Genomic DNA, 13206 nt, shown 5'->3' on the forward strand with positions numbered 1-13206 from the left:
CTAAAACCTTATAGACCGTAGTCCTACTGCACTCTAACTCTTTACTGATCGCATGCTTGTTCATTCCTCGGTCTGCAAGCTCTTGAGTACGCGTATGAAGCGTCTTATTAGGAAATCGGCCAAGATGCCGTCCTTCAGAGGGATTTAGAAGAAGAAAGTGAGTGATTTTTGCGATCTCGTAGCTATTAGAGAAAGGAAGTGTGCAAAAACCACTCAAAAGTTGGCTATAACATATTGTGCATTAAACACAAAAACGACTCCTTATTGAGAGCCGTTTTTATTGGGATTCTACTTTTACTATTTGGTGTTCTTTATATTTTTCTCATTAACAATTAAGCTTGTGTTTTAAATGGGATAATTGGTGTTTCTATTTCCATGCTTTCAGCTTCCCAAGTATCTAATTTAGCTTGCATCATAATCCAAATGCCAACGCCAGTTCCGGTCGTTTCTGCTAGGCGTCTAGCCATTGCATGTGAGCATTTGGCTTTACCGTTAACAAATTCACTTAGTGCTTTTCTTGTTACACCTAAGTTCACTGCTGCTTCGGTAATTGATATTCCTCTTTCATCCAAAATAGTGTGTTTAAAAAACTTACCTGGATGTGATGGTTTTCTCGTCATTCTCATTTCTACTCTCCTAAAGCCTACCTTGTATGTAACGAGATAGACTAAGGTCACATATATCGTGACCCGTAACCTAATCTTTTATTAGGCAGCTATCGGGCTTTTATTTTTTTCCCGTGATAATCGATATAATCAAGAAATTCAGCGCCTTCATCTTGTATTTGAAAAGTTATTCGCCAATTTCCATTAACTTTTATACTGTAAACCCCTTTACCAGAACCTTTCTTTTCAGAAAATTTATCTCTATAAATTGCTTTCAGATCTTTAGGGTGGTGTGAAGCATCGACAGCATCCAGTATAAACGCAATGCTATCGATGTGATTTGGGTTTAAGCCACTTTCGTTTCCGTCATAGTAAAATTGCTTAAGCCCTTTATGCGAAAAATTTTTGATAGCCAAAATGAGATCCTCCATAGGCAGTTGTTAAATATTTTCATTAAGCTAATGATATCCATTTGATATTCCTTTTTAATTTTTTTTGTTATCAAAGAACTCGTACCTAGCTATTGAATATATTTTGCCTACGCAGTTCACATAGAGGTCGGTATTTGCAACCTTTACAATGTAACCCGTAACGTAACAGGTGTCAATCATTTATCTTTACACCTTCTAGAACTTTATAAACAGTAGTTCGACTGCATTCTAACTTTTTACTGATCGCATGTTTATTCATACCTTGCTCTGTAAGGTCTTGAATGCGTTGATGAAGACTCTTATCAGGAAATCGCCCGAGGTGCCTACCTTCAGAGCGTGCACGCTCCCTTCCCTCATTACAGCGCTGTAAGATTCGTTTTCTTTCCATTTCAGCAAACGCCGATATGGTCGTGTAAATAACTCGACCTACATCGCTATTGATATCTAAATCCCCCAAGTCATGAAACACCAAACCCGCTTTCTTTTGCGCTAGTTGATCGGCAATTTGCAAAGCATCGATGGTATTTCGAGCAATGCGGTCGACTTTGGTAACATGAATAACATCTCCCTCCCTTGCAAAATCCAGCAACAGGTTAAGCTGTTCTCTATCAGAGGATTTACCGCTCGCTTGCTCTTGGTAAATTTTTTCACAACCAAGACGTTTAAGTTGTTCAAGTTGAACATCGAGCGTTTGGTCTTGGGTGCTAACACGAGCATAACCAATTTTCATGGAATGAACCTTAAAGTGAACTTAAAGATATTGATACACAAGTGTACATGTTCACTTTAAATTATAAAGATTAACTGAACAGTTATTAAATGATTGTGAGCAATGTCCATAAAGTTACTAGCCCAGCGATGAACAATGGCTAAAAGCAGCCAACGAAAAGCTCTACAACGCTCTGACATGCGGTAGTTGCAGCTCTTGCTTAGTTAAGACTTACTGAAATTGCTTCATCAAACGTTGTAATGCTTTTATTCGATCAACCAATACGCCCGTGCGTTCGATTGATGTTTGAGAGGTCGCTGAAGTTTCGTTTGCTAGTGCTTTGATGTTTGAAACGTTACGATTTACTTCCTGAGTTACTATCGCTTGTTGGTCAACCGCTGTGGCGATTTGCATGCTACTGTCTGAAACCATGTTTAGCTTATCAGAAATAGCTTGTAAGACATTACCACTCTCATTTGCTTGCTCTTTGCATCGAACTGACAACTCACCACCTTTCTCCATTGAATTAACGGCACGGTTTGCTGTTTGCTGAAGCTGTGCAATCATAGAGTGAATTTCATTCGCAGACTCGCCTGTTTTCGAAGCTAGGTTCCGTACCTCATCGGCAACAACTGCGAAACCACGACCAGCTTCACCAGCACGGGCTGCCTCAATTGCAGCATTTAGAGCAAGAAGATTGGTTTGCTCTGAAATAGTTGTAATTAGCTTAAGAATCGTTTCAATTTGTTGGCTGTCTTGTGCAAGTTGGGTGATGATAGAACGAGTCTGTGCCAGTTCATGGGTTAATGAGTTGATCTCATTAATTGTGCTCTTAATACTTCGAAGTCCTTCTTTTGATTCATTATCTGCTTCCTCAGCTAGTTTGGAGGCATTGCCCGCTGATTTGGCCACATCATCAATCGAATGGCTAAGTTCTTCAATAGCAGTAGCTACTTGTTCAGTTTCATGGCATTGGCGGTCGAGGCTTTGTCCTACGGATTGAATGGTGCCGAGCTCGTCTTCAGCAGAAAGTAAGATATCACCTGAAGTTTCTGTTGCTCTGGCACAGACCGCGCGAAGTTCAGCACTTTTCATCATTAGTGCTAATTCAAGGCGCGAGTAATCATCAAAGTGATCTGCGTATAGCATTTCCATCAGGGGGTTGTCATAGATCGACTTTGCCAACTCTTTAGCGATGTTGAAGCGGTGTCTCTGTATAAACACCAGTGACATTAAAATCGTACTGATAAGCGCTATCGATAAGGCAGGAATGGTCGGTTGTATCGTCGCTGATGCTATAGAAATAAGAGCGAGAATGGTACTAAAGGCAGCTGCAATATTGTGAAACGCGACTCTTGGCTTAACTTTATAAGCGCCAGTATTTATTTTTTGATAGAGCTTGGTTGCTCGATCGGTCTGCGCTTCGGTAGGCTTAGTTCGAACAGATTGATACTCAATTGTAGAGCCATCTACACCTTTGATAGGGGTGACGAAAGCAGATACCCAATAGTGCTTTTCTCCCTTACATTGATTTTTTACTAGTCCCATCCAGCTTTTGCCAGATTGAAGATAGTCCCACATCTGTCTAAATGCCGCTTTTGGCATATCTTTGTGGCGTACCAAATTGTGAGGGTTGGCAATCAGTTCTTCTTCACCATATCCAGCTATATCGCAAAACTCCTGGTTAGCATAAGTTATGTAGCTTTTAGGATCGGTGGTTGATATTAAATTTGCTGATTCTGGATAGTCATTGTTGAGCTGTTTGTCGTTCACTATTAACGGGTCTCTCTATTTCTTATATCTAGAACATCTGCGTCATCGAAATATATGTCTTTACCATTCGATGCTTGCTATATTCATAACTTATAAGCATTTATGCTACGCTATACATAAGTGTTTGAAATATGATGTAGATCAAATAGTAGACTTATTTATAAAAAGCTTAATGAATCACCTCAAAACTGTCGGCAAGCGGACAGATGGTAGCGACTAAAAGATAGTCGTACCGAGCACTAAGGAAGTTTGGCAAAGAGAGAATAAACTAAGAACAAAATCTGAAATTGAAGCATGGATTAGATTCCTCATTCTCGCGAAGGGAAAGCCTCCGAAGCTACTAGATTCAATGAAATAGTATTTACTCTAGCTTGCTTTGTGGCATTTTCGAGCTAGAAAATGCCATGTGTTAAAATTCAGATTGTGACGTTTTTGGATATTTCTGTGTCAGTGATTTTGCTAAATTAGCAACTCATGAATAACTACAGGTATGGAAAGTCATTGACTTGGTGCCCAGCGTGAATAGACCAGTTCAAGGCGCAATGCCCCTCTTTACTTAATAAAGTGGCTTCGGGCTTGTTCAACACTAGGGATTTAGGGTTGGCTGCGCAACACTTTAATCCTTATTTGTTAGCGGTTTTGTCGCAAATCTAGTTAGAGGCGTGACAGACCAACTCTACAGATACAATTATATTACGAGTGCGTAGAATCTCTCAAAGGCCATCTGACCTTCAACATCTATCTGCTCTTGTTTATACATCGTCCACACTTCTCGTCCATGCAAACTTGCCAAGGCTCCTTCCATTGACTTCCAACCTAGTGCTTGACGTGTTTTCTGCTTCACCCATACGCCACGAGTCAGACACCGGCTTCTTTCTACGCCTCCCTCTATGCTCCAATACTGGTGTAAATTTGATAACCCAACGATTAATAGTAGCGTGATCCACAACGACTCCGCGCTCTAATTGTATCTCTTCAATTTCACGATAACTGAGTTTATAGGCGAGATAATAACGTACGGTTTCGAGAAGAACTTCAGAGGGAAAGTGGCAGCCTTTAAACATTAAGAATCAGTATCATGAATAGAAATTAAGCAAATCTTAACTTAAAGGCTCAAAGTTTGCGACAGAACCGAGATTTGATATAACGTCTAAGCGTGTGTGAAGCCAAAGTCTAATTGGCAACCACACGCCTTAGCGTATTTCATTAATGTTTTAATAGTGGGGTTTCCTGTTCCCTTTTCGAGCCTAGAAACATTAGATTCTTTAGTACCCATGCGCTCTGCTACTTCTTGCTGGGTTAGCCCCGAAGACTCACGCATAGAAAGGAGAGTATTGATAAACTTAAACTCTGGCTCAAGCGCGTCATACTCTGCTTTCACTTTGGGGTTCGATAACGCTTTTTTCTTTAGAGATTGTAAGCTACTCATTTTTTAACCTCTTTCATTCTTACTTTGGCTAAAGTTATGTCTTTCTTAGGTGTTTTCTGGCTCTTTTTAACAAAAGCATGAAGCACGTTGATATTTTTACCTTCTAAATAACAGAACAGGCCACGACCAATACAATACCCTCTTGAGCTTTCGCTCGAATCTCAAACAGTCCATCACCCATTGATTTTGTGTGGGGTTCTCCAAGGTTTGCCCCATGTCCCTCCATAAGTTCAAGCAGCTTTAACATTCTTGCTTGCACCTTAGGCGGCCTATCTAAAATAGCTTCTTCGACACCATCATAAAGTTGAAGGTTCCAACTCATCGTTGTGTACCTACGTTTATTATTATAGTTAGGTGAGCTTATCATATATGATAAGCTCACCTATATCAAAAAGCCACATCAGCAATGGCTAATATACATACTGTATTCGTCTCTATCAGCCTCAATGTAGTTTCGAGAGACTTGTTACCTAACATGAAATGAGAACCTCAAACAAACGCTATCGAAAAGGACTCACGATAGAGCAACACATTGAACGACTAACCCAATTCAAATTCCTATCTAAACGCGGGGTCAAAATCATGCTTTCAGGGTATCCGGCCGAATTATACGACTCGCTATTAACGGACTGGCGGACGTATGAGTTTAACGTGATGACACGGGGTGGTGTGAGACGAGAAAAATTGTGGATGAATTACGAAGCCGATAGTTTGCACTGGTCAGCTTATGCAGGGGTTAACTTTACCGACCGACTACGCATTAAACGAAAAGCCCAACGATGGGCTAAAAACTACCAAGCGTTAGAGCCAAAAGAAAGACTAGCAGTGTTGGCCGCTATGATGGAAGTAGAATAGACAGATTTAACTGTGTTGGCCACAGTGCAAAAGTTAGGAAAAAACGCTCCTTTCACTTAAGAGCAGGTAAATGACACACTCTTTGAATGACTCACTTTAGTTTCTCTCAAGATATTCAACCAACTTGACGTACTCTTCTATGGTGAATGGTTCTGACGAATTTAAAACGGTTCGCCTAATGAGCTCCTTGGTCATGTTAAGAGAGCAATTGAGATATTGTTGGGTGACAAAGATCAGTTTCGAAAAAGACGGATTATTGATCACCAACGAATTTTCCCTCTCTACAATCGCTTTGCTGCAATCTTATAAACTTGATTACGCTCACGCTTACCAACTGCCACTACAGAAACAATCACTTCTTGATCTCTCACCTGATAAACAAGTCGATATCCCGCACTTCTCAGTTTTATCTTGTAACAGTCTTGCATGCTGCTTAACTTTGCCGATGACACATATGGATTTTCTAGACGTTCAATCAGCTTCTTTTTAAACTGAGATCTAATGGTGCTCTCCAACTTGTACCACTCTTTCTCAGCCTCAACCTTGAAAACTAACTTATAAGTCATCGATGCTGATCTCTATTTCTTCTGAATGTTCACGCTCTTTAACTATCTGAGTAAGCTCAATATCTTCCAGTTTATCCATGAGCATTTCATAAGCATCAGCAGGAACGCAGTAAAATGCAGGTTGATTGCGATTCAATACTGCAACGGGAAACCCATCGGCTTGTTCAATGACTGCCATAGGGTTTTTTTTCAGCTCGCTAATACTAGTTGAGTTGTCAGCGAGAATGGGACGAACAGTTATCATAACTTAATCCTTAATGACCATTTAACAATACCAACAATAAGTCTTTAAGGTTATAAAGTCAAAAAAGACCTGTTAACAGGTCTCAAAAACACACTCGTTATTGTCGATGAGTATAGGCAGGGCATGTGTGCAAATTCCTATTTACACGAAGATACACACACGCTAACGGTGGAAAGCGTAGAAATCAATGTTCTAGATACTGGTGCTACTAGGTTTGGGGGAAAACGGATAAAGCACAAGCTCTTGAAAAACACGGTCAGTATGTGCTGGCGACAAGTTATCGTAGCCAAGAAATATCTGTCTATTTTTATGAACTTCGACCATACAATAAGCTTGTCGCTAACAATCTCAAGTATTGATATTAACCCACGACCCGTTAACTTTTTTGGCAACAAGAATGCCCGCTACATCAAATACCTGAATAAGAATTGATTCATTATTTTGAGCGGCATTAGACGCCGACGTTTTTACACCTTTCATTCCTTTCATATAGCCACTGTACTCGTTGAGTATAACATCACCAATAGAAAGCTTAACGTTATAAAAAGCCATATCTACATCTCCTTACGGGACGAATTGAGGTGTAAATCCCTTCTCGATTGCAGAAGCCGCTCATATTTAGCACTCAATGTTCCCCTGTTCATTCCCAAGAACCTTGCGGCTTTGGTTATATTTCCTCTCGTATGTATAACCGTCTCGTCAATAAGAAGCTCCTCAACGACTTTCATCACGTAGCTTAAGTCATGTGTAGCCATTGTAGAGCCTACCTCTACTAACTGAGCTTGGATTAACTCTCTAATTTTTGGTTGATCTATCAAGTGACTATTCCTTCCTATGCAGCAACAAATGAATCACTTCATGCTCATCAACAAAATCGACTTCGACGCGATAAGTGCCTTTGCTTTGTACTGAATCAATCAAAGCTTTTAATCGGTGAGTTTTCACGGTCATTGCCAGTGGTTTGATTTGAATATTTTCAGCATCAAATCCTTTTTCGATTTCTTCCTGCGTCATATATAGGGTATCCACTTCCATTGCTTCATTCGTGTTTTCTAGCATAGAGGGAAATTGGTGTTGTTCAAAAATATCGGTCAGCATGATGTAAAGCTCATCAGCCTGCGAAAAACGGGCTTGATAGCTCAAATTAACGTCATTCATCTCCCACAACCTTTGTTCAAGGTTGCCGCCGGCATGTCGACCAATACTCAGCATCGTTTTAATTTCTTTTCTACAGTTCGCAAATTGGGTCTGTTTAACTTTAGGTTTGATGAACTTCACCAAATATTCATTTCTTTTTTTTACTGTCCAGTACCCACCATCGTTTTTAATCGAACAATACAAAGCAAGAAGCGCGTTGGTCACGAGTTCATTGAAGGCTTGGAAATATTTCAGCTTACGACTCATATTTATACTTAGAGGTTGAGAATAGAGTAATGTTATCAGAAACCTGTTAGCCCTTACAGAATCTGGCTAGAGAGCAAACTATGGCCTGACTGCTGAAATGGTGAATGGTTCTGACAAATTTAAAACGGTTCGCTTAATGAGATCATTGGTGATGTTAAGAGAGCAATTGAGATATTGTTGGGTGACAAAGATCAGTTTCGAAAAAAACGGATTATTGTTCACTAATGGCTTTCTCCCTTTCACTCGAACTTCAGAACGCTCGACCACGTGATCACCCTCTCCGTCCTCGGTACACACCCATTCATTTATATTCAAGTTCAAATCCAATAAGATAGATTTGTGCTGGTTGCTATATGCTTGCATGTAGAGACAGTGCAAAGCCGACAAGCAATCGCGCGTCAGTTTTTACATTCAACGGCAAATTCAAAGTTTAAACGCATAGGTCCAATTAAGCTCCATTATTTTTTCCAGTCACGCCATAAACTTAATGTTTAACTGACTATAACTGTCTGATTAATTGTTTAACTATTTTCATCTAATCATTCCTTGGTTTCCCTATCGAGAGCACCAAAAAGATTTCAGCTTACTTGATATTACTCTCGTCATGAGAGCGTCTAGCTCGCTAGCAAGATCTCGGAAATAAGCCGCCCATAATTTAGTCTGCTTTTTAGACAACTTCACCTCAGCAAGTAACTCATCAATTGAAAACTTTCGCTCTGGGATATCAGGAGAAAGATAAAGAGTCAGCTTTCCCACCTTAGTCATTTCTAGATGGGGAGCCAATTGTAGTGGTCTAATGATCCCGGACACCAAATTAGGTGGTAAAGTCTCCACCATAAAAGAAGACTCCATTTTTATTCTTGATTTTTTAATGCTAACAAAAGATCCCGCATCAGGATCAATTTTTAAATAAAGTCTGATAGCGGTCAGCTAGATTGAAATCAAAAAGCTCTAGTTTTGAGACTTAGAGGGCGAAATCGAGTCGAAATGAAAACGCATCACAAGTGTTTAACATTTAACAGAAAACTGTAATTAACTTTCAGAAGGGAAATCTAGAGTATGGAAAGAGAAGAGGCTGACTTTCGAGCGGTTGTAGCTAGAGTCGTCCCCTACCGCGCAAAAGCCAGCCTAATTTTGTCAATTTAACATATGCTCGATAATACAATCCAAGAAAGAAGCACCGTACGGTGACTAATTTAGGTTCTGTCGCAAACTTTGAGGATTTAAGTTAAGGTTTGCTTGATTTCTACTCATGAAACTGATTCTTAATGTGTAAGGCTGTCACTTTCCTTCTGAAGTTGTTCTTGAAACCGTACGTTATTATCTCGCCTATAAACTCAGTTATCGTGAAATTGAAGAGATACAGCTTGAGCGTAGAGTTGTTGTAGATCACGCCACTATCGATCCGTCGATAAATTTGGAAACGTGATCGATTACTACCTTAGCCCGAACCGTGATGAGGCAGCTGCCAAAGCCTTTCTGAATAAGGCCATTGCACAAAATGGTTTACCAAGCAGGTTACAGCCAAGCAATAAACTTGCGCGGGACAAGAGTGAAGAACTTGGCCCCCCTAGTGGCTGCCATACATCCTCAAACAAACAGTCCATTTCCTGGTGTCGTGGGAGAAGCGAACGGCCATGTCATTGATTTTCTACTCTGCGATCGCCATGATGAGAAAGCGGCTCGCGCCTTCTTTACCAAGGCAATCGGCTATAATGGTTTATCAGAAAAAGTGGTTATCGATAAGAGTGGTACCAACGCGTTAGCGCTGCATAACATCAATGTTCAACTCTGGCTGACGGAGAAGAGACTCAACTTGATTGAAGTATTTCAAGTTAAATATCTGAACAATATAGTTGAGCAAAGTCACCGGAAAGTGAAAGGTAAAATACATCAGTGTTTAGGGGGGAATTTGTATGAGAGAGCCAGTTCCACCCTGGCAGGCGTGGAACTGTGGTCGATAATTAAAAACGGACAGCTCGATAATCCTGAAGGCTTATCTGCTTGGGAGCAATTTTACGCACTAGCAGCCTAATTACATCTAAAAACCAGTACACTTATACTTCATCATAATTTTGCGATACAACCCCACATTATACGGCTTTGGCTCTAGAGCTGGTTTTGTTCATTTTACTTTAAATGACTAAAGCGTTGCTCCAAATTGTTCTAACAACTCACGTTGTGCATCGGTTAGATTTTTGGGTATTTCAACTTGAACCTCCACCAATAGATCGCCCGCTTCACCTTTACGACTTGTCACGCCTTTCCCCGTCATCTTGAATTTACGCCCTGTTTGAGTACCCGCTGGAATTTTGAGTTTAAAGCGACTGTCTAACACATTCACCGTAACTTCCCCCCCTAAAGCCGCAGTAACCATATCAACTTTGGTGTGACAAATAATGTCATTACCATCGCGGTCTAGAAACCCATGTGGTCTGGTTTCAATAATGAATAATAAATCCCCCGAAGGACCACCATTAACGCCTAAACCACCTTTACCGGAGTAACGTATCTTTTCACCATCTTTAATACCCGAAGGGATCTTAACTTTGATTTTTTTCTGTTTACCATTGATTAGCAATTCGACCGTTTTTTCAGCCCCTTGAACCACATCAATAAAGTCTACAGTAAGCGTATATTGGTGATCTTGACCTTTTTGTCCGCGTGGGCGCCCGTGTCCACCACGAGTTTGTGAGAAGAGATCCTCAAACCCTCCACCAAAGCCGCCACGTTGGCGGAAGGCATCACTAAAGAAGTCTTCGAACCCACTGTGACCACCAAAACCACGATTCTCAGATTCAGTATGACAAAATTGGTCATACTGAATGCGCTTTTCTTTGTCTGTTAAAATTTCATAAGCATCTTTTACTTCTTTGAAATTCGCTTCTGCTGTCGCATCTCCGGGATTTTTATCGGGGTGATACTTCACCGCCAACTTCTTGTAGGCTTTTTTAATCTCTTTCTCCGAGGCTCCCTTAGATACACCTAGCACGCTGTAATAATCTCGTTTTGACATGCTAAAAACTCACTCAATTTCTCATTCAAACAAAAAAGGGCGTATGAGTGACCTCTTACGCCCTGAATACCAATAAGTTCACGTCTCCATGATACATAACTCAACGTTTAACAGCTCGAAAGCAATTATCCGTCAGTGGCGTTACTTCATTTCTTCAAACTCAGCATCAACAACATCGTCGTCCTGCTTAGGTTGTTCATCAGCTTGCTGTGCTTGTGCTTTCTGTTGAGTAATTTCCATTAGCTTTTGAGCTGCTTGCATAAGTTCTTGAACTTTAGCGTCGATCACTTCTTTTTCGTCACCAGACTTAGCTAATTCTAGAGCTTCGATAACCGCTTCGATTTTAACTTTCTCGTCTGCAGGTAGAGCTTCACCCGCTTCTTCTACTTGCTTCTTAGTACCGTGAATCATTTGGTCAGCTTGGTTACGTGCAATGACTAGCTCTTCGAACTTCTTGTCCGTTTCTTTGTTAGCTTCTGCCTCTTGTACCATTGCTTCGATCTCTTCCTCAGACAAACCACCTGATGCTTGTATCGTGATCTTTTGCTCTTTACCTGTTGCTTTATCTTTAGCAGATACGTTCAGGATCCCATCCGCGTCTAGGTCGAATGTTACTTCGATTTGTGGCATGCCACGTGGAGCTGGTTGGATACCTTCTAGGTTGAACTGACCAAGAGACTTGTTGTAAGTCGCTTGCTTTCGTTCACCTTGAAGAACGTGGATAGTTACTGCGCTTTGGTTGTCTTCAGCTGTAGAGAACACTTGCACCGCTTTAGTCGGGATAGTTGTGTTTTTCTCGATAAGCTTAGCCATTACCCCGCCCATCGTTTCGATACCGAAAGAGAGAGGAGTAACGTCAAGTAGTAAAACATCTTTAACGTCACCAGCTAGCACTGCACCTTGAACAGCAGCACCCATTGCAACAGCTTCGTCAGGGTTCACATCTTTACGTGGCTCTTTACCGAAGAATTCAGTTACTTTAGCTTGAACCATAGGCATACGAGTTTGACCACCCACTAAGATAACGTCAGTGATTTCGCCTACAGATAGGGCAGCATCTGCAAGAGCTACTTTTAGTGGCTCAAGAGAACGTTGAACTAGGTCTTCAACTAGAGACTCAAGCTTCGCTCGAGTCACTTTGATGTTCATGTGCTTAGGGCCATTCGCATCAGCCGTAACGTAAGGTAGGTTTACGTCAGTTTGAGTAGTAGAAGAAAGCTCGATTTTCGCCTTTTCTGCTGCTTCTTTAACACGCTGCATTGCTAGTGGATCAGTTTTAAGGTCGATACCTTGCTCTTTTTTGAACTCATCTACTAGGTAGTTAATCATGCGGTTATCGAAATCTTCACCACCAAGGTGAGTATCACCGTTAGTTGAAAGAACTTCGAAAGTTTTCTCACCTTCTACTTCATCAATTTCGATGATAGAGATATCGAATGTACCACCACCAAGGTCGTATACAGCGATAGTGCGATCACCACCTTGCTTGTCTAGACCGTAAGCTAGAGCAGCAGCAGTTGGTTCGTTGATGATCCGTTTAACATCTAGGCCTGCGATACGACCAGCATCTTTCGTTGCTTGACGCTGAGCATCGTTGAAGTAAGCAGGAACAGTAACAACTGCGCCAGTTACTTCTTCGCCTAGGAAGTCTTCAGCTGTTTTCTTCATTTTCTTAAGAACTTCAGCAGATACTTGAGGAGCAGCCATTTTTTGGCCTTGCGCTTCAACCCAGGCATCACCGTTGTCAGCCTTAACAATGTTGAAAGGCATGATTTCGATATCGCGTTGAACTTCTTCATCTTCAAAACGACGACCGATTAGACGCTTGATAGCGAATAGGGTGTTTTGAGGGTTAGTAACCGCTTGACGCTTCGCAGGTTGACCAACTAGCGTCTCACCTTCAGTGTATGCGATTACCGAGGCTGTTGTGCGTTCGCCTTCAGTATTTTCTAGTACGCGAGGTTTGTCGCCGTCAAGTACGGCAACACATGAATTTGTTGTCCCTAAGTCAATACCGATAATTTTACTCATAATAAGACCTCTCTTATTAAAATTATTTTTTCTAATGCAAAATATGTAATTCTATTCTTCTATATGAGTACAAGCGTTTAAGTCTTGCACTCTAGTGGTGATAAACAGCAATATTTTTAGACAAGGTTAGTAAAATCGAATAC

The 13206-nt window shown here is 41.0% G+C and carries 14 protein-coding genes and 3 pseudogenes; 2 read left to right on the forward strand and 15 right to left on the reverse strand.

Translation table 11 applies throughout. The features are described 5' to 3' along the window. The 8 genes and pseudogenes from ACED25_RS19915 to ACED25_RS19950 form a co-directional block, all read right to left on the reverse strand. A pseudogene (locus ACED25_RS19915) lies at positions 1 to 139 on the reverse strand (helix-turn-helix domain-containing protein); the annotation flags it as partial. A gap of 193 nt (positions 140 to 332) precedes the next feature. Continuing rightward, the gene (locus ACED25_RS19920) at positions 333 to 626 is read right to left on the reverse strand and encodes a HigA family addiction module antitoxin (RefSeq protein ID WP_017101335.1); all 294 of its coding nucleotides are present in this window, start codon (positions 624 to 626) and stop codon (positions 333 to 335) included. 89 nt (positions 627 to 715) lie between these two features. After that, positions 716 to 1021 (reverse strand): type II toxin-antitoxin system RelE/ParE family toxin, encoded by a 306-nt coding sequence (locus tag ACED25_RS19925; RefSeq protein WP_029225531.1) that lies wholly within the window; start codon positions 1019 to 1021, stop codon positions 716 to 718. 187 nt (positions 1022 to 1208) lie between these two features. After that, the gene (locus tag ACED25_RS19930; protein ID WP_069591726.1) at positions 1209 to 1766 is read right to left on the reverse strand and encodes a recombinase family protein; all 558 of its coding nucleotides are present in this window, start codon (positions 1764 to 1766) and stop codon (positions 1209 to 1211) included. A gap of 210 nt (positions 1767 to 1976) precedes the next feature. Then, the gene (locus ACED25_RS19935; RefSeq protein WP_017100280.1) at positions 1977 to 3518 is read right to left on the reverse strand and encodes a PAS domain-containing methyl-accepting chemotaxis protein; all 1542 of its coding nucleotides are present in this window, start codon (positions 3516 to 3518) and stop codon (positions 1977 to 1979) included. Between the two features lie 688 nt (positions 3519 to 4206). Next, positions 4207 to 4362 (reverse strand): hypothetical protein, encoded by a 156-nt coding sequence (locus ACED25_RS19940; protein ID WP_158007051.1) that lies wholly within the window; start codon positions 4360 to 4362, stop codon positions 4207 to 4209. Positions 4363 to 4668: 306 nt separating this feature from the next. Beyond that, positions 4669 to 4947: a helix-turn-helix domain-containing protein gene (locus tag ACED25_RS19945; RefSeq protein WP_017102026.1), complete on the reverse strand. Its 279-nt coding sequence runs from the start codon at positions 4945 to 4947 to the stop codon at positions 4669 to 4671. Continuing rightward, positions 4944 to 5269, reverse strand: a pseudogene (locus ACED25_RS19950) (type II toxin-antitoxin system RelE/ParE family toxin). The gene ACED25_RS19945 and the pseudogene ACED25_RS19950 overlap by 4 nt, the downstream one beginning before the upstream one ends. A gap of 158 nt (positions 5270 to 5427) precedes the next feature. On the opposite strand from ACED25_RS19950, the gene ACED25_RS19955 reads away from it, so the two are divergent. Beyond that, entirely contained in the window at positions 5428 to 5802 is a 375-nt protein-coding gene (locus tag ACED25_RS19955) for a hypothetical protein (RefSeq protein ID WP_017100238.1), read from the forward strand. 281 nt (positions 5803 to 6083) lie between these two features. Here the strand turns inward: ACED25_RS19955 and ACED25_RS19960 are convergent, their stop codons facing one another. From ACED25_RS19960 to ACED25_RS19980, 5 genes are all read right to left on the reverse strand, one after another. Next, the gene (locus ACED25_RS19960; protein ID WP_371695934.1) at positions 6084 to 6368 is read right to left on the reverse strand and encodes a type II toxin-antitoxin system RelE/ParE family toxin; all 285 of its coding nucleotides are present in this window, start codon (positions 6366 to 6368) and stop codon (positions 6084 to 6086) included. After that, positions 6358 to 6609 carry a type II toxin-antitoxin system Phd/YefM family antitoxin gene (locus ACED25_RS19965; protein ID WP_198594980.1) on the reverse strand — a complete coding sequence of 84 codons (252 nt, stop codon included), beginning with the start codon at positions 6607 to 6609 and terminating at the stop codon, positions 6358 to 6360. The genes ACED25_RS19960 and ACED25_RS19965 overlap by 11 nt, the downstream gene beginning before the upstream one ends. Positions 6610 to 6960: 351 nt before the next feature. Then, positions 6961 to 7164, reverse strand: coding sequence for a hypothetical protein (locus ACED25_RS19970; protein ID WP_017100241.1), 204 nt, complete (start codon positions 7162 to 7164; stop codon positions 6961 to 6963). A gap of 2 nt (positions 7165 to 7166) precedes the next feature. After that, positions 7167 to 7367 (reverse strand): helix-turn-helix domain-containing protein, encoded by a 201-nt coding sequence (locus tag ACED25_RS19975; protein ID WP_102535125.1) that lies wholly within the window; start codon positions 7365 to 7367, stop codon positions 7167 to 7169. Between the two features lie 67 nt (positions 7368 to 7434). Next, positions 7435 to 8016 (reverse strand): DUF2913 family protein, encoded by a 582-nt coding sequence (locus ACED25_RS19980; protein ID WP_017100243.1) that lies wholly within the window; start codon positions 8014 to 8016, stop codon positions 7435 to 7437. A 1276-nt stretch (positions 8017 to 9292) separates the two neighbouring features. Here ACED25_RS19980 and ACED25_RS19985 point away from each other — a divergent pair. Further along, positions 9293 to 10051 (forward strand): annotated as a pseudogene (locus ACED25_RS19985) (transposase); the annotation flags it as partial. A 108-nt stretch (positions 10052 to 10159) separates the two neighbouring features. Here the strand turns inward: ACED25_RS19985 and ACED25_RS19990 are convergent. Next, positions 10160 to 11032 (reverse strand): DnaJ C-terminal domain-containing protein, encoded by an 873-nt coding sequence (locus tag ACED25_RS19990; protein WP_017100395.1) that lies wholly within the window; start codon positions 11030 to 11032, stop codon positions 10160 to 10162. A 141-nt stretch (positions 11033 to 11173) separates the two neighbouring features. Further along, positions 11174 to 13063 carry a molecular chaperone DnaK gene (gene dnaK, locus ACED25_RS19995; RefSeq protein ID WP_102258078.1) on the reverse strand — a complete coding sequence of 630 codons (1890 nt, stop codon included), beginning with the start codon at positions 13061 to 13063 and terminating at the stop codon, positions 11174 to 11176. Positions 13064 to 13206 lie beyond the last annotated feature (143 nt).

Origin of the sequence: Vibrio sp. 1F263 (assembly GCF_041439035.1) — a bacterium.
In the GTDB taxonomy this organism is placed as follows: domain Bacteria; phylum Pseudomonadota; class Gammaproteobacteria; order Enterobacterales; family Vibrionaceae; genus Vibrio; species Vibrio tasmaniensis_A.